Annotated in this window: 6 protein-coding genes; all 6 read left to right on the top strand. The window is 36.4% G+C overall.

Translation table 11 applies throughout. The features are described from left to right. Window positions 1-35 precede the first annotated feature (35 nt). The gene (locus V8G56_RS15845; RefSeq protein ID WP_395439442.1) at window positions 36-482 is read left to right on the top strand and encodes a hypothetical protein; all 447 of its coding nucleotides are present in this window, start codon (window positions 36-38) and stop codon (window positions 480-482) included. A gap of 344 nt (window positions 483-826) precedes the next feature. Continuing rightward, window positions 827-2,155 carry a hypothetical protein gene (locus V8G56_RS15840; RefSeq protein WP_395439441.1) on the top strand — a complete coding sequence of 443 codons (1,329 nt, stop codon included), beginning with the start codon at window positions 827-829 and terminating at the stop codon, window positions 2,153-2,155. Window positions 2,156-2,367: 212 nt separating this feature from the next. Further along, window positions 2,368-3,774 carry a T9SS type B sorting domain-containing protein gene (locus V8G56_RS15835; protein WP_395439440.1) on the top strand — a complete coding sequence of 469 codons (1,407 nt, stop codon included), beginning with the start codon at window positions 2,368-2,370 and terminating at the stop codon, window positions 3,772-3,774. Between the two features lies 1 nt (window position 3,775). Next, complete coding sequence (locus tag V8G56_RS15830) at window positions 3,776-6,127, top strand: PorP/SprF family type IX secretion system membrane protein (protein ID WP_395439439.1); 2,352 nt, start codon at window positions 3,776-3,778, stop codon at window positions 6,125-6,127. Window positions 6,128-6,406: 279 nt separating this feature from the next. Next, a complete protein-coding gene (locus V8G56_RS15825) occupies window positions 6,407-23,053 on the top strand; it encodes a T9SS type B sorting domain-containing protein (protein ID WP_395439438.1) in 16,647 nt (5,548 codons plus the stop codon). Window positions 23,054-23,093: 40 nt separating this feature from the next. After that, window positions 23,094-23,347: type IX secretion system membrane protein PorP/SprF (locus V8G56_RS15820; RefSeq protein ID WP_395439437.1), on the top strand; the 254-nt coding region annotated here is incomplete at its 3' end.

The following is a 23,347-nucleotide window of genomic DNA, read 5'->3' as shown; positions in this document are numbered from 1 at the left end:
ATATATTTGCCTTGTTGAACACTCAAATCTTAGACATGAAAATAAAGATTATACTATTCAGTTTCAGTTTTTTCTTAGTTACTGGCATTGGTTTTGCCCAAAAAGGAGATGAACCAAAAAGTATTATTAACGAAAAAGTAGCTATTAAAAAATATCACAATAAAGAAGAATTAGAGCGCATGCAAAAAGGTGAGTTGTTAACCCTTTATGTAGAGCGTATTGAAAGTCTGATTGAAACCCTTCCGTATATTTCATTTGCAACTAAACCAGGGATTACCATGTCAACTTTGGGTATTCCTAATGATAAGGATAACAGAAAAATATTAGATAAAAAATTTGAATCAACAAAAGACTTTCTGGAAGCCAATCACGAATTTCAAAAATCGATTCTACCATATTCAGATACAAACAATTTAATTTCGGCTATTTTGTTTTATGAAGAAATTATGAAGTCATTACATGAATATAGCGAATTTCATTAAAAATTAATTTCTTAATTGAAATATTAGAAAGTCTTAGTATGCATACTGAGACTTTTTTTTTGGATCTATTTTATTGTATTCAAATAATTTTCAGAATATAACTTTAAGACGTAGATTTTTATCAATTTTAAAAATTAAAAATCAAGAATTTTAATATGAATTATTATAAATCTATTCTTTTTTTAAACAGGTAAAAGTGCATTTCGTCGATAAAAATAATATACTAATAACATATTTTATGTATTTCATCGAAAAAATTGGTATTTCATAGGATTTTTTATATTTTTGATAAATAATTAGATGAAAAATCTGATTTAGTTTTTTTAACTATAAAATATTTAACTATGAAACGCTTGACTCAAATGTCATTATTGGTATTCCTTCTTATTTTTGGGAGCACCTTTGGGCAACAAGAAAAAGGAATAAAGGGCCAAAATAATTGGTTACATAATTGGACCGATTTTAAACCTAATCAACAGGATTATGATAGTCCTACTCAAATATTAACAGGGAATATAACCAAAGATACTAAACTGTCTAAAAGAGATATTTACCTATTAGTAGGAAATGTTTTTGTTACCAATAATGCTACCCTTACAATTGAGCCCGGAACAGTCATATTAGGGGATTATGCTTCAAAGGCATCTCTGACTATTTCTAAAGGAGCTACTTTAATAGCTGATGGCTTAGAAACGGACCCTATTGTTTTTACTTCAAATAGAAGTGTTAAAAGAGCTGGTGACTGGGGAGGTGTAATCATTTTAGGTGACGCACCATCAAATAAATTTGGAAATGGCTCTGTAGCCACATTTTATGCAGATCTTTCATCTACGGCCTATACGAATACAAATTATGGAGGCATAAATAGTGAGAGCAATTCTGGTGTTATAAGATATGTTCGTATAGAATATGCAGGTAAACGAATAAAGAATGATGACTATTTTAATGGCTTATTATTGGCTGGTGTTGGTAATAAAACAACAATTGAAAATATAATGATTAGTTATTCAGCTGGGAATTCATTCGAAATTTGGGGAGGTGAAATTAATTTGTATAAACTGGTTTCCTTTAGATCAAATAGTAATGATTATAAATTTAACTATGGAGCGCAATGTAAATTGGACAATTCCTTAGCTGTGCGCTCTCCTTATGTTTCCAGCAGCAATGGAGCGAGATGTATGCAAATTATGTCTTATGATAGAAGGGAGGAAGTTGACTTTAGTAAAAAGGGAACTTCTGTAAAAGCAAACAATTTAACATTTTTAAATAATAGTGAAAATTTAAAAGCAGATATTGAAAAGGGTCTGGTTAAAGAAGCTGTATACGTAGGAGAAAATGCCTTACTTGATATGAATAAAAGTGTTATTTCTGGCTTTAATCCAGCGGTATTACTGCAAAATAAGATCAGCGTTAATCAAGAAAATTTAGAAAAAATTAAATTTGAAAATATGTATTTCAACAATTGTAATGGAAATATTTTTGTTGAAAATAATGCTAATAATGAGGATCTAGAAAACTGGTATGGTAACAGTGCCTTTTTTAATGTGTACGCTAAAAGTTTTAATTCTGAAACATTTATTGATTTAAATAACGAGAGAAGACCTGACTTTAGATTACGAATTAACAAGATTATTGCGACAAATGATCTTGATCCAGATTTAAGAATTGATTAAAGAAAATTGATAATAATTAGCTTAATAAAAGAGGTGGGATTTGTAGTTTTATTTTTAATGGCTTATAAATTTCAATGCTTCTTTTGATTAAACAGTAACTATTGAATATATAATTTATTAACCCTGAAATATTGCATGATAACATTGAATGTTTTCAGAGGTTTATTTACTAAAGAATATAATATCTAATGAGAAATATTGCTATTTTTAAAATGGTTCTTTTATTAGTTTTTTCTTATACGAAAACTATAAATGCTCAAATAGGCACACCTAGTTTAGGTTTTAGTCAGGCATGTGCAAGTGAATCATTTAATATCTACTATGCAACATTTCCTTTTTCTACAACTAACTTAGGTGCAACAAATCAATTTATAATAGAACTATCAGATGCAACTGGAAGTTTTTCAAATGCAACAACGGTTTATACTTCAGCCCAGGGAGCAGTCACTTCTTCTCCAGCAACTTTAGGTTTTGCCATACCAAACACAACGGCTGGTGAATCATTTAAGGTAAGAATTAAAAGTACAAATCCAGCGGCAACTAGCATCGGTTCTATATCATTTCCGGCATATTATAAAATACAAGATGAACCCTTTACTATTAATAACTTAATTTCTACTGGCACATTTTGTTCAGGTGGAAGTTATTTATTGTCCATTGATAATCCGGGAACGGGATCGAACAATTCTCCTTTGCAATACCCATCACTAACTTTTAATTGGTATAGGGAAACAAGTCCAACAACTTCTGTTTTTGTGGCTACAGGACCCAGTTTGTCAGTAACACAGCCAGGAACCTATTTTGTTGAAACAAATTACGGCACCTGTACCTCTAATTCATATTCAAACCGCGTCACCGTAAGTGAGGCTGGTGCTGGAGCTGAAGCTTCTATTCTTTCTAGTTTAGGTAATCCGTATTGTGCAAGTGATGGTGATACCACACTAAGTACAATACAAGGAGATAGCTATCAATGGTATTTAAACGGAGTAGTGATAGCTGGAGCTACCAATGCAACCTATACTACAAATGAAGCAGGTACCTATACGGTCACTATTGATTTAGGGAATTGCGTAACCAATGGATCTATAGACCTCAATAATGGCGGATTTGCCAGTACTATTGACGTTTCGGAATTTAATATGTTAGCATATGGTGAAACGCTTGCAGCTACCGTTACAACGGATGCTGTGAATCCAGAATTTCAATGGTTTTTGGATGAATTATTAATACCAAGTGCAAATGGCAACAGTTACGGGGTCACGGAAGTAGGAAATTACAAAGTAGTCATCACACAAACTTCAGGATGTATATCATCTACAGAATTTTTATTTACCGTAACAGAACCCTATCCAGATGTGGCTAACATCCCTAATTTGATAAGTCCAAATGGAGATGGTAAGAATGATACCTGGGTTATTCCTCAAGAGTATGTTAACGGAACAAATACAGAAGTAACCATATTGAGTTCTCAAGGTGAATTAGTACTAAAAACAAATAATTATCAGAATAACTGGCCAGAAAATGAAATCATTTTTAAAGACATCAACCCAGTCTATTATTATATAATCATACCACAAAACAGCAAAGTAAGAAAAGGCTCTATTACCCTCATAAAATAACATGAAACGATATCTTCTATATATAGTATTATTTTTCACTTTTATGCAGCAGTTCTATGCTCAGGAGGATGGTGTCGTGGCTTTTGCTATACCTGTAAGAAATTCATTAAAGTTTAATAAATATATTATCAATCCCACTTTTAGTTTTGTAAGAGAACAAAATAAATACATGAGTTTTACTAACAAGCGGGAATGGGTTGAATTTGAAAATGCGCCGCAAACTTATTTATTTAGTTATTCAGGCAGATTTAGAGAAAATGTAGGCGCTGGTGTTGGATTATTCCAACAGAATTATGGGGTGTTAACAACCTTTGGTGGTGTATTGAACTTTGCCTACAATGCTGTTCTAGATAGAGAACAAAATTTAACGTTTGGTATGAATTTAGCATTCTACAAAAGTGGTTTAAATGAAGGCAGTGTTATTACTAATTTTTCTGATGATCCATCACTAAATGATATACCATCAAACTCTGTTTTAGCCATCAATCCTGGTATTAATTATGGAACTGCTTTTTTTGATTTCGGACTTTCATTAAACAATCTAGTGTCTTACAATATAAAGACAAATCAGATGATTGAAGATAATCCAGAACAAAGTATTCAAGCTCATATCATGTATACCGGTTATTTAAATGGTCGTGGTTTTTTTGATGAAAGTAAATTTTCAGGTTTGATTAGGTCAGAATTTAAAAAGGAAAAAACCGTTATTTCAGGAATTATGATGTTAACACTTCCAAAAGGGGTGTGGGCACAGGCAGGATATAATACCCTTTATGGTGCCTCTGGTGGTATTGGGTTTAACTTAACCAATCAAATTTGTCTGGAATATAATTATGAGAAAGCCATTGGTGATTTAGCGTCATTTGGTAATTCCCATGAAATTACTTTAGCCTATAAATTTAAGAATAATAATAGATATTTATATAGTGGTGATGATGAAGAGGGTGCTTTAATTACACCTACTACTAAATCTAAACGTCCGGTAGCTAATAAAAAAGACTCAACTAAGTCAGATGAAGAATTCAGAGCCAACAGAAAGGCGAAAGCTGAACTAGCTGCTGCTGAGAAGGCTAAAGCAGAAGAAGAGGCCAAGATCAAGCCAGAAAAAGAGGTTCAAGAAAAAGTAGATGAAGATGCTATAGCGGCATTGGCAGCTGAAGAAAAAGCAAAAGCAGACGAAATAGAAAAAATTAGACTGGCAGAAGAAGCACAGGCCAAAGCAGATGAAGAAGCCAGAATCAAGCTGGCGGCAGCAGAAGCTCAAGCGAAGGCAGATGAAGAAGAAGCCAGAATGAAGCTAGCAGAAGCAGAAGCTCAAGCGAAGGCAGATGAAGAAGCCAGAATGAAGTTAGCAGCAGCAGAGGCACAAGCAAAAGCGGATGAAGAAGCCAGAATGAAGTTAGCAGCAGCAGAGGCACAAGCAAAAGCAGATGAAGAAGCCAGAATTAAATTGGCAGAGGCAGAAGCGCTTGCCAATGAAAAGGTAGTTGATACAACTGATTCGGCTATTGAAGATATTAAGGCATCGACTAAAGAATATGAAAGAATCCAACAATTATTGTCCAAATTGAAAGAGACTGTTGCTAGTAAAGAAAAGGATCTTAAAGATTTAAAACAGGAAAATGATTTAAGTGAACAAGGTATTTATGTAGAACCAAAACCTTTTAAAAGTGTTTCGGAAGAAAATGCAGCTATAGAATCTTTAAAAACAGAGTTGGAAAATGTAATTTCAGATCAGAATGAAAAAATTGTTCAATTGGAGAATTTATATAGTGAAAGACTTCAAAGCATTCCAAACATGAATGATTCAATCAATGTGTTTTATAAAAAGACTATTCAAGATTTAAAAACAGAGCAATCACAGGTAGTAAGTTCTAAAGAAGAATTACTAACGACACTTGAGGATATTCAGGTAAAAACTGAAATAGAGAGAAAACGTAGAATAAAACGAGCCACTTACGACAATGAGCAAGATAGATACTTAAAAGATCAGGCTACATTAAATATAATCAAACAAAATACGCCTCTAAGTACAGTGCCGCTTAAGCAAGAAGATTTTGATTTTGGTGAGGAGCAAAGTAACGTACAAATTATAAAAGGTGTAAGTAATGTAGAAAGTGGTTATTATCTGGTTCTTGCAGTACATACAGATATTGCTAAGCGTGATGAATTCTTAACAAAAGCAGTCTCAGCTGGACAAAAGGATATCAACTTCTTCTATGATGTGAGCTCTGGTAAATATTTCATCTATTATGAAAAATATGATGATATATCAGGTGCTACAAGGGCATTAGAAACTAAAGGTACTAAGGTATACAACAGTAAAATGTCTATGGTAAAAATAGAAAATTAAGAATATATAAAAGTTTATTTTGTAATAAAAATCTACCATACAAAATAAACTTTTATCGTTTAAAGGCAAAAAAAATAGATGAAGTGCATATTTTTTTTGTTTTTCTTGTATTTATTAGAAATTTTTTACGATATTTATCCCGTTAAAATACATTAAATTTAGATTAAATTATTATAAAGTAGTATAAAGACTACAATATATGAGATTTAATGTCTGATAACAAGTGTTATTTCTTTTTGAAAGCCCTTAATAATAAAAGATATGCTAAATATAATTATCATGAAAAAAACTACTTCTGCTAAATTAGCACTTATTGCTTTAATTATATTCGCATGTCTTGAAAGTTATGCTCAAACTTACAAGCCTTTTTCTGTTAGGAATAAGATAGATGTAAAGGGAAGTATGCTTGTCATTGGGAATAATATTTTGGGAAAAGACAATCTTCCATTTAATGATGATACTAAGGATAATCAGGATATATCTATGCAATATATAGATATTGATACTGATGCCTCAACTTTTAGTTCAAGTAGTGCAGACCTTTTAATCCCACCGCAAAAAAATGGTAGTCCTACAACTTGTTACAGGGTATCCTACGCAGCATTATATTGGGGGGCTATGCTTCAAAGTGGAAGCAGAGCAGACATCAATAAGGTTAAAATTAAATTACCTGGTAGTACCGTATATAATGATATAACTGGTGAGGTTATTTATGATGCCATTGCAAACCCGATTGTTTCACTTCCAAATGAGCCTGGAAATACTCCATACGCCTGTTATGCCGATGTGACATCTTTGCTATCAGGTGTGTCAAATCTCGAAGGGACTTTTACGGTAGCAAATGTAAGATCTAGTTTAGGTTTAAATGCTACGACAGGATTATCTGCTGGTTGGACACTATACGTAATTTATGAAGATCCTAATCTTACAACTAAATCATTCTCTAGTTTTGATGGATTTGCCCATTTGTCTTCGGGGCGTGTTCAAACAATTCCTATTTCAGGTTTTAATACACCACAATCAGGACCTGTAGATTTTCAAATTGCTTATGCTGCTTTTGATACCGACAAAAATAAAAAAGCGAATAAACTTGAAATAAATAATAAGGAAATTACAACACCTTTAAGGCCTACTAATAATTTTTTTGGTTCTGTTATAGAAAACGGAAACGGTATTACATTTCCTAGAAACCCGTTTGGGTCGAACACATTAGGTTATGATACTGGTTTCTTGGATGTTTATTCAGGAAATCCTGCATATATTAAAAATAATGCTACCTCAGCCGAATTAGCAATACAAGTCGCAAGAGGACAAGCTGATCCAATATTCTTTTTTTTCAGTGCGTTTGCGGTAGATATAATTGCCCCAGACATTAACCTAACAAAAATTGTCCTGGATACTGCTGGCAATAATATTGATGGCGCTGATGTTACCTTAGGCCAGAACTTATTTTATAAAATTAGTTATCAAAGTGTAGGTAATGATAATGTGACTCAATTCACTATCAAAGATGTACTTCCTGATAATGTTATTTTTGATCCATTAACAGATATTGATTTAAGTAGCTCTGGAGGTGCAACATTACAATCATATGACCCAATAACAAGAACACTTATTTTTAATATTCCAAATTCTTCTGTTGAAATTAATGATCCTATTTTTGAAATACGCATAGCGGTAAAGATCGTTTCTGAATGTTATGCCTTAAGTCAGGCTTGTTCCAACGAAATAAGGAATCAGGCTTTTGCCACCTATAGCGGTTTGATAAACCCCACAATAATTCAAGATGAAGGAAGTTTTGATTCTGTTACCTGTTTAGGGACTCCGGCTCCTACCAATTTTTTAGTAGATATATCTAATTGTACCTTCGCAAAAAATGAGGTGTTATGTGGTTCAAGTGTGGTTTTGACTGCAGCAGATGGTTACGATACTTATTCCTGGTCTACTAGTCCAACCGGAACGCCGGTAATAGGTACAGAACAGACCTATACAGCAACTTCAACAGGAACGTATTATGTTCAAAATACAACCTTATCAACATGTATATCCATACAGGAAGAAATAACAGTGGTTCCTTATGGAAATACCATTACAAATCCTGTGATCCCTTTTGCTGATTCAAATCCAATTTGTCCAAACGATGGTAAAGTTTTACCTAACATCTTTTTATGTGGGGCCAATGCCACTAGATCCATAAATACAGGTATTAGTGATGCCTCTTCTATTATTTGGGAAAAATTGGACGAAAACAGTTGTGCCGCTTCAACAGTGGATAATTGCGCCAATGAAAATGATACATGTATATGGAATCAAGTAGGTTCAGGACCTAATTATTTATCAAATACTGCAGGACAATTCAGGGTTGTTATTAATTATACAGGTGGATGTTTCAGTATTTTTTACTTTAATGTGTATCAAAACTTATTAAACCCAACCGCTACAGCTAAAGATATTATATGTAACACTCCCGGGGAAATAACCGTTGGTGGTGTTCCTGGTGGTTATGAGTACAGTATAGATGGTATAAATTACCAGGCTGGTAATGTATTTACGGTTAACACGCCTAATTATTACATTATTTATATTAGACAAATAGGTGTTGATACCAATCCATGTATTTTTGAAACACCTCGTGTATACGTTAGAAATAGAAATTTTACAGTTTCAACATTTGTTACTCAGCCATATTGCAATGGGGGTCAGGGTACCATAAAACTAGCTGCTAATGATGCGTTGCCGCAGTATTATTACAGTCTCTTCCAGGGAGGAACTTTAATTAACAGTGTTGGACCAATAACTGCGAGTGATTATACCTTTGCAAACCTTAATCCCGGAATTTATAACTATACAGTATCTACTGATGACGGATGTAGTTCTTCAGGAAATATTGAACTTATAAATCCACCATTATTAACAGCAACTGCAGCACTTACAAAACCATTAACCTGCACGGACGGGGAAATAACTGTTTTTCCAGTTGGAGGTACACCGCCTTATGTTTATGACTTAAATAGCGCATCAGTTTATCAGAACTCGCCGATATTTACCGTGCCAACTGCCGGCGTATATAATATCACAGTTGTAGATTTTAATAACTGTACTACAACTGTTTCAATACCAGTAAACGCAACACCAGCCCCTGTATTTAATACTGCAAAAGTGGATGTTTTATGCGCAAATTCTGGTAATACAGGTTCTATAAGTGTTAACGTAACCAATGCTAATGGCAACAGTTTACGCTATAGTATTGATAATGGAGCCACTTTTGTTAATTCACCAATATTTAACGGATTAGCTGCTGGAACTTATGATGTAGTGTTAGAATATACTATTGGATCAGATGTTTGTTTAACCACACCTCAAACGATAACAATTAATCCAACAGCTCCAATTATTGGAACGGCTACTTTAACTACACCTTATACATGTATCACCAATGGAACGATTACCATTTCTGGAGTTTCAGGAGGAAATGGTCCTTATGCTTATAGTATTGATGGTGTCACGTTTCAGCCAGGAAATACATTTTCAGGACTAACAAACGGTAATTATACTGCAACCATAAGAGATGTTAACGGATGTACTGTTAATACGAATACCATAATAATAGCTCCTTTAAATCCTCCAACTGATTTATCATTTAGCAATTCACCATTAACTTGTCCAACTAATCTTTCGGTTGTTACAATTAATTCAACAACAGGTGGTGTAGGGACTTTAGAGTATCGCATTGTATCTCCGGTAGCTTCAGCGACAGCTTACCAAGCTTCAACAAGTTTTGCAGGTTTAGCTCCTGGTACTTATACTTTTGAAGTAAAGGATGCCAATGATTGTACATATAGTGAACCTTATACCATTGTACCATTACCAGCATTAACGGTTGTGGGTCAAAAGATTAATGATATTACTTGTTTTGGAGCATCAGATGGTGCAGCACGATTTACGGTTTCTGGCTCAACGGGCTTTACCTATACTATTAATGGAGGTGCTTCAATTGCAGGAAGTTCACCAATCAATTTAACAGGTTTGGCTGCAGCTACATACACGGTTGTTATTACTGATACAACAACAAACTGTCAGGCAACAGCTTCTGTTACCATAGATTCACCTGCTACTGCATTGAGTTTAACAACTACCGTTACACCTCTTACATGTAATGCGAATGGAAGTGTGGTTATTAATGCCATTGGCGGTTGGGGAGGAAATAGTTATACACTGACACAACCAGACACCACAATATTACCGGCTCAAGGTAGCAATACCTTTTCAAATTTGTCACAACCTGGAACGTATGCAGCAACAGTAACTGATTCAAAAGGATGTGTACAAATCGTGACATTTAGTTTAAGTACTCCAACTGCGCCAACAGCTTCTATAGCAATCGTATCGGATTATTGTTTTGATCCTATTAATGGTGCAACACTTGAAGTAACTGCAGCAGGAGGAATTACACCTTATGAATATAACATAAACGGAGGACCGTTTGGTTCAAGCAATATATTTGCAAATTTAACACCTGGAAATTATACTATCATAGTAAGAGATGCTTATGGATGTATCGTTACTTTACCGGCACAAACTATCGCTCCTCAATTAACGGTAAACACTGTTTTAACTAAAGAATTAGATTGTTCAGCATCACCGGATGCTGTAATAACTGGTACCATAACTGGTGGGTATTCGCCGTTTACATATGCCATCTCAATTAATGGAGGTGCTTATAGTTCTTTAGGAGCAACTGGATCACCATTTGTATATACTACATTTACAGATGGAACGTATCAATTCCAAATTACAGATGCCAGAGGATGTCAATCTGAATCAAATGTAATAACTATTAGCCCTTTAACTAACCCTATAGTAACAGGGACAACTACGCAAGTAAGTTGTAATGGCGTTTCAGATGGTTCAGTACAATTAGTTGGATCAGGCGGTTCAGGCGGTTATACTTATAGTGATGATAATGTAACGTTTGTAGGGACTTCCTTATTTACAGGATTAGCAGCAGGGTCCCATACGTTTTATATAAGAGACAGTAAAAACTGTAGCTCTAGTGTTACGGTAGTCATTACAGAGCCAACGGTTTTAGTAGCCACAGCAAGTGCCACTGCATTTAGTTGTAGTGCGACTAATACGAAACAATCAGCCGTAATAACTATAGCTGTTCCAACAACAGGAACGGCGCCGTATCAATATAGTTTTAATGGTGGGGCAACTTTTAGTTCTAGTAATACCTTAACAGTTAATGATAACGGATCAGATCAAACATTTACTTATGTAGTAAGAGATGCTAATGGCTGTTTAACAGCATTACAAAACATTACGTTAACGGCATTAAATCCACCAACAGATTTAGCCTTTGCATCCACAGCCGTTACTTGTTTAGCGACCGCATCAACAGTGACTTTAACAGCAACAAATGGCGTTGGACCATTGGAATATGAAACCATTGCCCCATCACCAATTATAGTTGGAAAACAAGGGTCGAATGTATTTACAGGATTAACACCAGGAACTTATGTATTTAGAGTGACTGATGCTAATGGCTGTTATTATACCGAATCATATATTGTAGCACCAGTTACCCCAATTACAGTTACCGGTTTAAAATTAAGTGACGTCTTATGTTTTGGGGATAATACAGGAGCGATACAATATACAGTATCTGGATATGCCGGCACTTATACAAGTACACTAACCAGTGGAGCGGGAACTTTAGTTCAAGCAGGAAACACAATTAATGTAACTAATTTAATAGCTGACACCTATACTATTGAAGTTACAGATGATATTACAGGATGTACAGCCAATGCGACCATTATAATAACTGAACCTGCCGTTGGATTAACATTCACAGCAACTTCGACAAACGTCTACTGTTCAGAAGATAACTCACAAATTACGGTAAATCCATTAGGAGGAACTGCAAGTTATACGTATGCCGCAGTAGTAACTGGATCAGCAGCACCAGCGCCGGGAGCTTATGCAAGTAGTAGTGTGATCACTGTAGACACCAATTCAGCTACAGATTTAGTTTGGGATGTATATGTAAAAGATGCCAATGGTTGTATTACCATGAATCCGGTTACCATCATTGCAGATGCTTTACCAACAGTAACCACACCACCGTTAGCATCCAATCAATGTACTGTAACAACAGGCTTTACCTTTACAGCTACAGGAACAGGATTAGTACCACTATCATATAGTATCAATGGAGGTGCTTCGTATCAAGCGAGCCCAACATTTACGGTTAATGTACCTGGAACTTATTTTGTTACTATTAAAGACAAAAATGGTTGTACCGCCATCAGTCCTACAGCAACTATAGTGTATGCACCATTAACTTCATTGGCAGCTGTCACCAAAGAATTAGATTGTTCAGCGTCACCGGATGCAGTAATTACGGTTACTATATCAGGAGGTAATGCACCATTTACCTATACGGTTCAAAAAGGCGCTGGAGCACCAAGTGCACCAAGTGCGCCAATTGCAGGACCAACATTTACATATTCAGTGTCTCTAGCTAATGTAGATAGTTATACTTTTGTGATTACTGATACTAATGGTTGTACGTCTACGAGTACCATCACGATTGATCCAATAACTAACCCTATAGTAACAGGGACAACTACGCAAGTAAGTTGTAATGGCGTTTCAGATGGTTCAGTACAATTAGTTGGATCAGGCGGTTCAGGCGGTTATACTTATAGTGATGATAATGTAACGTTTGTAGGGACTTCCTTATTTACAGGATTAGCAGCAGGGTCCCATACGTTTTATATAAGAGACAGTAAAAACTGTAGCTCTAGTGTTACGGTAGTCATTACAGAGCCAACGGTTTTAGTAGCCACAGCAAGTGCCACTGCATTTAGTTGTAGTGCGACTAATACGAAACAATCAGCCGTAATAACTATAGCTGTTCCAACAACAGGAACGGCGCCGTATCAATATAGTTTTAATGGTGGGGCAACTTTTAGTTCTAGTAATACCTTAACAGTTAATGATAACGGATCAGATCAAACATTTACTTATGTAGTAAGAGATGCTAATGGCTGTTTAACAGCATTACAAAACATTACGTTAACGGCATTAAATCCACCAACAGATTTAGCCTTTGCATCCACAGCCGTTACTTGTTTAGCGACCGCATCAACAGTGACTTTAACAGCAACAAATGGCGTTGGACCATTGGAATATGAAACCATTGCCCCATCACCAATTATAGTTGGAAAACAAGGGTCGAATGTATTTACAGGATTAACACCAGGAACTTATGTATTTAGAGTGACTGATGCTAATGGCTGTTATTATACCGAATCATATATTGTAGCACCAGTTACCCCAATTACAGTTACCGGTTTAAAATTAAGTGACGTCTTATGTTTTGGGGATAATACAGGAGCGATACAATATACAGTATCTGGATATGCCGGCACTTATACAAGTACACTAACCAGTGGAGCGGGAACTTTAGTTCAAGCAGGAAACACAATTAATGTAACTAATTTAATAGCTGACACCTATACTATTGAAGTTACAGATGATATTACAGGATGTACAGCCAATGCGACCATTATAATAACTGAACCTGCCGTTGGATTAACATTCACAGCAACTTCGACAAACGTCTACTGTTCAGAAGATAACTCACAAATTACGGTAAATCCATTAGGAGGAACTGCAAGTTATACGTATGCCGCAGTAGTAACTGGATCAGCAGCACCAGCGCCGGGAGCTTATGCAAGTAGTAGTGTGATCACTGTAGACACCAATTCAGCTACAGATTTAGTTTGGGATGTATATGTAAAAGATGCCAATGGTTGTATTACCATGAATCCGGTTACCATCATTGCAGATGCTTTACCAACAGTAACCACACCACCGTTAGCATCCAATCAATGTACTGTAACAACAGGCTTTACCTTTACAGCTACAGGAACAGGATTAGTACCACTATCATATAGTATCAATGGAGGTGCTTCGTATCAAGCGAGCCCAACATTTACGGTTAATGTACCTGGAACTTATTTTGTTACTATTAAAGACAAAAATGGTTGTACCGCCATCAGTCCTACAGCAACTATAGTGTATGTACCGCTAGATGCAAGTGCTCTTTTAACAAAAGATTTAACATGTTCAGTTCCAACAACTGCAGCTATTGATGTTACAGCTTTTGGAGGAAATGCGCCTTATACATATAGAGTAAAAATAGGTGCGGGAGCATATGGTGTTTCTACGCCTATGATTGGAGCATCATTTACGTATAACGCTGCCGCCGCAGATACCTATCAGTTTGAAATTACAGATGCCAATGGTTGTACTAAAGAAACCAATGTAATTACAACAAATGCCATCGTAAATCCTGATATTATCAATGTTATTGAAATACAACCAATTGCATGTAATGGCGAAGCAACAGCTGCTATTCAAATTATTATTGATCCTACAAAGGGATTAGGTCCATTTTTATTTAACGTATTTAATACAACCACAGCACAAAATTATGGTTCACAAACGTCTGGATTAACTGCTGGAGACTACATTATAAGAGTAACTGATGCCAAAGGATGTATAGACACATTCCCAATTACCATTTCAGAACCAACAACAATTAACGTGCTATATCATGCCGATCCTGTTACTTGTATTGGGCCAGGCTTATCACAAGGAGCTATAATTATTGATGGTGTTACTGGAGGAACCGCCCCATATAACTATTTCGTTTCAAGTTCTAATGGCTATTCAAATTCAGAGCTAAATGCAACAGGTTCTACTTCATTTGCTTTTAACGTAGTTGATTTCGGATTATATGAAATTCTTGTTGTTGATGCCAATGGTTGTTCTTTTTTAATTCAAAATGTTTTAGTTGCGTCACCACCTAATGATTTAGATATTACTGTAATCTCACCACCAGCGGATTGTTCTACTGGAGGTTCAGCAACAGTTAAAATTGGAGCCCCTTTAGCGGGTAGCGGACCATATCATTTTGCAATTTATACTGGCCCTGGTATGACTTATGTTGGACCAACGGCTTTTCCATGGCAAGATGAAAGTTTTGTTGGAAGTGAGGAAACCACATTTATTAATTTAATACCGGGTGCGTCTTATACCTTTATTGTATATGATGAACTTACCGATTGTTATTATTATGAAACATCAACAGTTCCGGTACCTACAAATTCAACATTAGTTACGAGTGCATCTTCGTCAAATAACATTACTTGTACAGGAAGTTCTGATGGAAATATAAGTTTTGATATCACTAGTAGTTATCTTGCTACAACTGATGTTACTTATGAAATCTTTGATTCATTATCATTGGTTACAACCGGTATTACTGGTTCCGGTACGGTTCCAGCAAGTGGAACTTTAACAGTATCGAATTTAGGACCATTACCTACAGGTAATTATATAGTCGTAGTAACCGAAGATGTAGGGGCTACTAATGCCGGTTGTAGTGTAGTAACTTCACCTGTTAATATCACAGAATCAGCCTTTATTTTAGCGCTTACTGCATCTGTTTCTAGAAATGAGAATTGTAATGAATTAGGCGTAATTACTGCTATTGGACAGGATGGTACTGCACCATATGAATATCAAGTTGTACCAACAGGTGGACCTATAGTACCAGCTAATTGGGCTAGTGCTAATTCGTTCAGTTTAACTGGAGGTAATTATGATATTTATGTAAGAGATGCGTATGGATGTATTCAATCTGTGTTGAATTTACAATTACCGACCGATCCATTACCAACGATAGATCCAATAGCGCCACAATGTTTTACAGGTTCGCCAATCAGTATTACATTGGTAGAAGGAACTGGAACAGCGATAGCGCCACTTACCTATAGTATAGGGGGTGCTTATCAGGCAGGAGACACCTTTACCATTAGTGCGGCGGGTAGTTACACGGTTAGTATAAAAGACGGCAACGGCTGTATAGTATCAACCACTTATGATGTACAACCACCATTGTTATTAGATGCTAATATGACTCAGGATTTAACCTGTACAGTTGATGCGAGTATTACTTTAACAGCAAGTGGAGGGACAGGAGTTTATACTATTTATGAAGTGGATTATAATAGTGGAGGTTATGGAGCTATAGCAGGATTACCTTATACAGCTACTTTAGAGGGTACTTATCAGTTTAGAGTAACGGATTCACAAGGATGTCAATCAGAATCTAATATCATTATAGTTACCCCCAAAACAGCACCTACACTTACCTATACACAAACAAATGTGAGTTGTAATGGAGGCGCAGACGGAAGTATAGTAGTAACAGCAGCTGATGGTATCGCACCATATCAATACAGTATTAACGGAGCACCTTTTGTAACATCCAATGTATTTAATGGGTTGTCAGCAGGACTATATGATGTTGTTGTTATGGACAGTAAAAATTGTGTTTCACCTGCAACTACAGTAACTATTACAGAACCTGCGATAGTAGGAGGAACGATAGTGTTGACACAAGGCTTAACCTGTGGCGCAGGAAACGCCACACAAGCAGCTATTGTAACTGTTACAGGCAGTGGAGGAACAGCACCCTATACCTATAGTTTTGATGGCGGAGTAAATTATACATCAATAAATACCTATACTACCTATAGTTCAGGATTAGTAACGGCTTATGTAAAAGACGCTAATGGCTGTCTTATTCCAGCAGCAATAACTTTTAATGTACCAGCTTTAGATCCACCAACGGATTTAGGTTTTGTATCTACAGCAGTAACCTGTTTAGCATTGACAAGTGATGTTACCCTAACTACCACCAATGGTGTTGGGCCATTAAGTTATGCTATCATATCACCAGCAAGTGCCACAGGAAATGTAACAGGATTAAATACAGGAATCTTTACAGGATTGCTTCCAGATACTTATGTATTTGAAGTAACAGATGCTAATTTCTGTACTTATCAAGAATCATATACCGTAGTTCCGGTAATCAATATAACCGTTTCAGGAACCTTAGTAAATGATGTTAGTTGTAATGGAGGTTCAAACGGTGCTGTAGACTTTACAGTTTCAAATTTTACAGGAACTTATAGTTATACCATTAATGGAGGACCAGCAGTAGTTGGACAATCAGCAGCAACTATTAGTTTAACAGGATTACCAATAGGAGATCAGATTATTGTAGTAACAGATGAAACAACAGGATGTACAGATACAGTTACCATCACCGTTAGTGAGCCAACCGTATTAACCCTTGTTGAGACAACAAATATTAATGCGAATTGTAATTTTGGAGCACAAGTCAGTGTAACAGCAGGCGGCGGCACACCAAATTATACATACGCATTTGTACAAAACTTAGTTGCACCAATAGCTTCAGATTATACAGCTAGTGCTAGTGCAGTATTAGATCCAGCAGTCAATGTGAATTGGGATGTTTGGGTTATGGATGCCAATGGATGTACCACTCAAATTGATATAGTTATTGCTACCGATCCATTACCAACGATAGATCCAATAGCGCCACAATGTTTTACAGGTTCGCCAATCAGTATTACATTGGCAGAAGGAACTGGAACAGCGATAGCGCCACTTACCTATAGTATAGGGGGTGCTTATCAGGCAGGAGACACCTTTACCATTAGTGCGGCGGGTAGTTACACGGTTAGTATAAAAGACGGCAACGGCTGTATAGTATCAACCACTTATGATGTACAACCACCATTGTTATTAGATGCTAATATGACTCAGGATTTAACCTGTACAGTTGATGCGAGTATTACTTTAACAGCAAGTGGAGGGACAGGAGTTTATACTATTTATGAAGTGGATTATAATAGTGGAGGTTATGGAGCTATAGCAGGATTACCTTATACAGCTACTTTAGAGGGTACTTATCAGTTTAGAGTAACGGATTCACAAGGATGTCAATCAGAATCTAATATCATTATAGTTACCCCCAAAACAGCACCTACACTTACCTATACACAAACAAATGTGAGTTGTAATGGAGGCGCAGACGGAAGTATAGTAGTAACAGCAGCTGATGGTATCGCACCATATCAATACAGTATTAACGGAGCACCTTTTGTAACATCCAATGTATTTAATGGGTTGTCAGCAGGACTATATGATGTTGTTGTTATGGACAGTAAAAATTGTGTTTCACCTGCAACTACAGTAACTATTACAGAACCTGCGATAGTAGGAGGAACGATAGTGTTGACACAAGGCTTAACCTGTGGCGCAGGAAACGCCACACAAGCAGCTATTGTAACTGTTACAGGCAGTGGAGGAACAGCACCCTATACCTATAGTTTTGATGGCGGAGTAAATTATACATCAATAAATACCTATACTACCTATAGTTCAGGATTAGTAACGGCTTATGTAAAAGACGCTAATGGCTGTCTTATTCCAGCAGCAATAACTTTTAATGTACCAGCTTTAGATCCACCAACGGATTTAGGTTTTGTATCTACAGCAGTAACCTGTTTAGCATTGACAAGTGATGTTACCCTAACTACCACCAATGGTGTTGGGCCATTAAGTTATGCTATCATATCACCAGCAAGTGCCACAGGAAATGTAACAGGATTAAATACAGGAATCTTTACAGGATTGCTTCCAGATACTTATGTATTTGAAGTAACAGATGCTAATTTCTGTACTTATCAAGAATCATATACCGTAGTTCCGGTAATCAATATAACCGTTTCAGGAACCTTAGTAAATGATGTTAGTTGTAATGGAGGTTCAAACGGTGCTGTAGACTTTACAGTTTCAAATTTTACAGGAACTTATAGTTATACCATTAATGGAGGACCAGCAGTAGTTGGACAATCAGCAGCAACTATTAGTTTAACAGGATTACCAATAGGAGATCAGATTATTGTAGTAACAGATGAAACAACAGGATGTACAGATACAGTTACCATCACCGTTAGTGAGCCAACCGTATTAACCCTTGTTGAGACAACAAATATTAATGCGAATTGTAATTTTGGAGCACAAGTCAGTGTAACAGCAGGCGGCGGCACACCAAATTATACATACGCATTTGTACAAAACTTAGTTGCACCAATAGCTTCAGATTATACAGCTAGTGCTAGTGCAGTATTAGATCCAGCAGTCAATGTGAATTGGGATGTTTGGGTTATGGATGCCAATGGATGTACCACTCAAATTGATATAGTTATTGCTACCGATCCATTACCAACGGTAACGGTTCCAGCTTTAGCTTCAAATCAATGTAACTTAACAGGATCACTTTATACTTTTACAATAACAGGTGGTGCAGGTATTGCACCTTTAACCTATTCAATTGGAACAGGTTATCAGACTAGTGGAACATTTACAAGTTTAACACCAGGTACATATTTCGTAACTGTAAAAGATGGAAATGGTTGTACTGCAGTTAGTCCAACGGCTGTAACGATTTATCCGCCTTTAGATTTAACACCAACAATTACAGCATTACCAACCTGTGCTGATGACGATGGCATTATTACAGTAGCTCCCGCAGGAGGTTCTGGAGTCTATACGTATGCAATAAGCCCAAGCGCAGGATCAATATCTGGTAATGTGATTTCAGGTGTTCCATCAGGACCGTATACCATCACAATTACAGATACAGTTACAGGATGTTCAAAAGATGTTCCCGTAACATTATCAGCTGCAACACCGGTAACATTTACTACTTCAGTAAATGATGTAAGTTGTAATGGAGGCAATGATGGTATCATCACTGTAAATTTATCAGCAAGTAATGATAATCCTATATACACATATGAAATTACGGCAGGTCCAATCGTTTTTGGACCACAAAACTCCAATATTTTCGCAGGATTAGTAGCTGGAAATTATACAGTTCAAGTGAATTCTGGAAGAGGATGTTCAACACCTGCGATAGTTCCAGTAACACAACCTGCATTATTAGCAGTTTCAGGAGTAGCAACAGAATTTGGTTGTGCAGCTGATAATTCTGTGAATACATCCACATTAACTATTACGGAAGCAGGAGGTACAGCACCTCACACTTTCAGTATAGACGGAATAAACTATTTAGGTAGTAATATTTTTGATATCATTGACACGGGACTACCTCAAAATATTGACATCTATGTAAAAGATGACAATGGATGTATTGCCTTTAATACTGTTTCAATTTTACCGTTGCCAACGCTAACAGCAGCAACAGTAGGGATTGCAACACCAATTGATTGTAATAATTCAGGTTCAGTGGCAATAACTGTCACTGGTGGTTCAGGTACTTTTACGTATCAAATGTTACCAAGTGGGATAGCTCAGCCTTCAAATATATTTAGCGTTACAGTACCCGGAGATTATTATTTCCAGGTGAATGATTTAACAACTGGATGTACCATAGCAACTTCAGCATTTACAGTGGCGCCATTTGATCTTATTGATGTGGTGGCAGCGCCTACAACTGCGGTAACTTGTTTTGGAGATACCGATGGTACTTTAGAAATAAATGTCAGTGGTTATGCAGGACCTTATAACTATGAAGTATTTGATATTTTAGGAGCTTCAGTTTTAGCAGGAACGGGTAATACTACTTTGTTAAATCCACAACCAATAACAGGTCTGTCTGGTGGAAACTATTCAGTATTAGTGACTGAAACGGCCAGTCCATTTTGTGCAACAAGTTCGAACGTTATTACAATTGCATCGCCTTCAGAACCGTTGACACTGGTTGCAACAGAAACGGCAAATGTGACCTGTACCAATGATAAAGGAACCATAACGGCTCTTGCCAGTGGTGGTTGGGGATCTTATGAATATGAGTTAACAGGTACAGCTACAGTTGCATATTCTGCTAATGGAACGTTTACAAACTTATCAGCAGGAAATTATACCGTAAATACAAGAGATGCCGGTGGGTGTATTGTTTCTCAAAATGTAACATTAGTAATACCAGCACCAATTAATGCTACAGTAATAGCAAGTACAAATTTATTATCATGTTTTGGAGATACCAGTGCAACAATAACTGTAAGTGGTGTAACAGGTGGTGAAGGAACTAATTATTCTTATACACTTCTTACTTCATTACCTTCAGCAAGTGCTTCGGGACCTCAGGCGTCTCCAGTATTTAGTGGGTTAGGAGCAGGAACTTATAATGTGCTCATAACGGATGGATATAATTGCTCATATACATCTGCACCTATTGTGATAGCGCAACCAACTGTAGTGCAATCACAATTAGTAAAAACAACATCACAAACCTGTTTAACTGGAACGACACTTACATTAAGTGCTACAGGAGGAACAGGGGTATATTCTTATAGTGATAATATAAATTTCACTGGAGGATCTCTAGGTACATTCGTGTCATCAACAACCATTACGGTAGCACCCGGAACGTATGTATATTACGTAAGAGATGCCAATGGTTGTGTTGCTGAGGTATCTAATGAAATTAAGATAGATCCATTACCAGCTTTAGTTGTGACTGTAGATGCAACCAATGCTTTTATTAATTGCGCCGGAGATAATACAGGTGTTATAGTAGCTGAGGCTCAAGGAGGTTTAGGAAATTATATTTACACATTACAAGATGCTTCAGGAACAAATATACCGGGAGCAGTGCAAAACAGTCCGGGCGTTTTTACCGATCTTTTTGCTGGAACCTATCAGGTAAGAGTGGATAGTGGAGATTGTTTTACAACCTCTGCGCCAATTACTATTACCGAACCTACATTACCATTAACTGTAAGTTTCTTATCTACCGATGTGACTTGTAACGGATCTAATAATGGATTGTTGCAAATAAATGCTTCTGGTGGAACTGGAACGATACAGTATGCTATTTCACCTCAATTGAATCAATTTTTTGAAACATCGACGTTTGATAATCTTGCTCCTGGAACATACGATATTATCGTACAGGATGAATTGGGATGCTTTGTGTATTTCCCGGTTACTATTACTGAACCAAGTCCGTTATTCCTTTCAATAGTAACAGGATCATTAATTCCAGAAGTTTGTTCTGGTGATATGGATGGTGAGTTTAGTATTGATATTACTGGAGGAACCGAGCCTTACAGTGTGAGTCTGGACGATATTAATGGCGTTTATACCATAGGAATCTTAGGTCAAACACAATTTGATTTCACAGGATTAGAAGGTGGCGATCATGTTGTTTATGTGAGGGATAATGAAGGCTGTGAATCTGAATGGAATATTACCTTCCCAGAGTCTGTGTTGATTAATGCTGAAGTTGAAATAGAATATTGCACAACCAATACAGATGCATCAAGTAATACAGTGGCAGTGTATGTAGACAATAGTACGGTTGATACTGCGGATATAGATTATTCATTGGATGGTGGTGTCTATCAGACCAGCAGTGTGTTTAATGATGTGATACCAGGAAACCATACTATTTATGTAAGACATACCAATACCTGTGAAAAAGTAATCAGTTTTGATGTAGAACAGTTTGATGCATTACAAATAGCTATTGCCGACGGCGACCTTAACGAAATTGTAGCAACAACTGCTGGAGGATCTGGTATTTATGAATATGAGTTAACAAATCTAACAACATCTACTACCGAATCATTTGGAAGTACAGAGAGCTATTTTATATATAATTCTGGAGACTATACGGTTACGGTAACTGATAGTAACGGTTGTATAGCAAGTGCAACGAGATACTTTGAATTTATAGATGTGTGTATTACCAATTATTTCACCCCTAATGGCGATGGCTATTTAGACGAATGGGGACCAGGATGTACATCACAGTATAAAGACTTAACCTATGATATTTTTGACAGGTATGGCAGAAAAGTAGCAAATCTAAGAGCAGGACAGAAATGGGACGGTAGGTATAATGGAGCAGAATTACCTTCAGGTGATTACTGGTATGCTATAAGACTTAATGATAAAAAAGATAATCGTCAATTCGTAGGACATTTTACATTATACAGATAACAAATTAGTGGTTTAATCCTCTAAATTAAAAATTATGCAAATGCAAAAATCAATCATATATCTGTTTCTCTTGATCATCATAAAAAGTTATGGTCAAGAGTTGAACTTGCCTGTTTTTACGCAATATTTAGCAGACAATAATTTTGTGGTATCACCAACCTATGCAGGTATTGGAGACAATTTAAAAATCAGAGCGAACGGTTTGACGCAATGGGTCGGTATTAAAGGCGCTCCAGATAACCAGTCTTTATATGCAGACTTTAGAATAGCAGATCGTTCCGGAATAGGATTCTC

Origin of the sequence: Gaetbulibacter aquiaggeris (genome assembly GCF_044003965.1) — a bacterium.
GTDB lineage: Bacteria > Bacteroidota > Bacteroidia > Flavobacteriales > Flavobacteriaceae > Yeosuana > Yeosuana aquiaggeris.
This window is presented reverse-complemented; position numbering and strand designations above follow the sequence as displayed.

Bases quoted from the DNA above. Each gene is read 5' to 3' on its own strand.
- V8G56_RS15840 (WP_395439441.1), top strand. From the start codon at position 827: ATGAAACGCTTGACTCAAATGTCATTATTGGTATTCCTTCTTATTTTT.
- V8G56_RS15830 (WP_395439439.1), top strand. From the start codon at position 3,776: ATGAAACGATATCTTCTATATATAGTATTATTTTTCACTTTTATGCAG.
- V8G56_RS15835 (WP_395439440.1), top strand. From the start codon at position 2,368: ATGGTTCTTTTATTAGTTTTTTCTTATACGAAAACTATAAATGCTCAA.
- V8G56_RS15845 (WP_395439442.1), top strand. From the start codon at position 36: ATGAAAATAAAGATTATACTATTCAGTTTCAGTTTTTTCTTAGTTACT.
- V8G56_RS15825 (WP_395439438.1), top strand. From the start codon at position 6,407: ATGAAAAAAACTACTTCTGCTAAATTAGCACTTATTGCTTTAATTATA.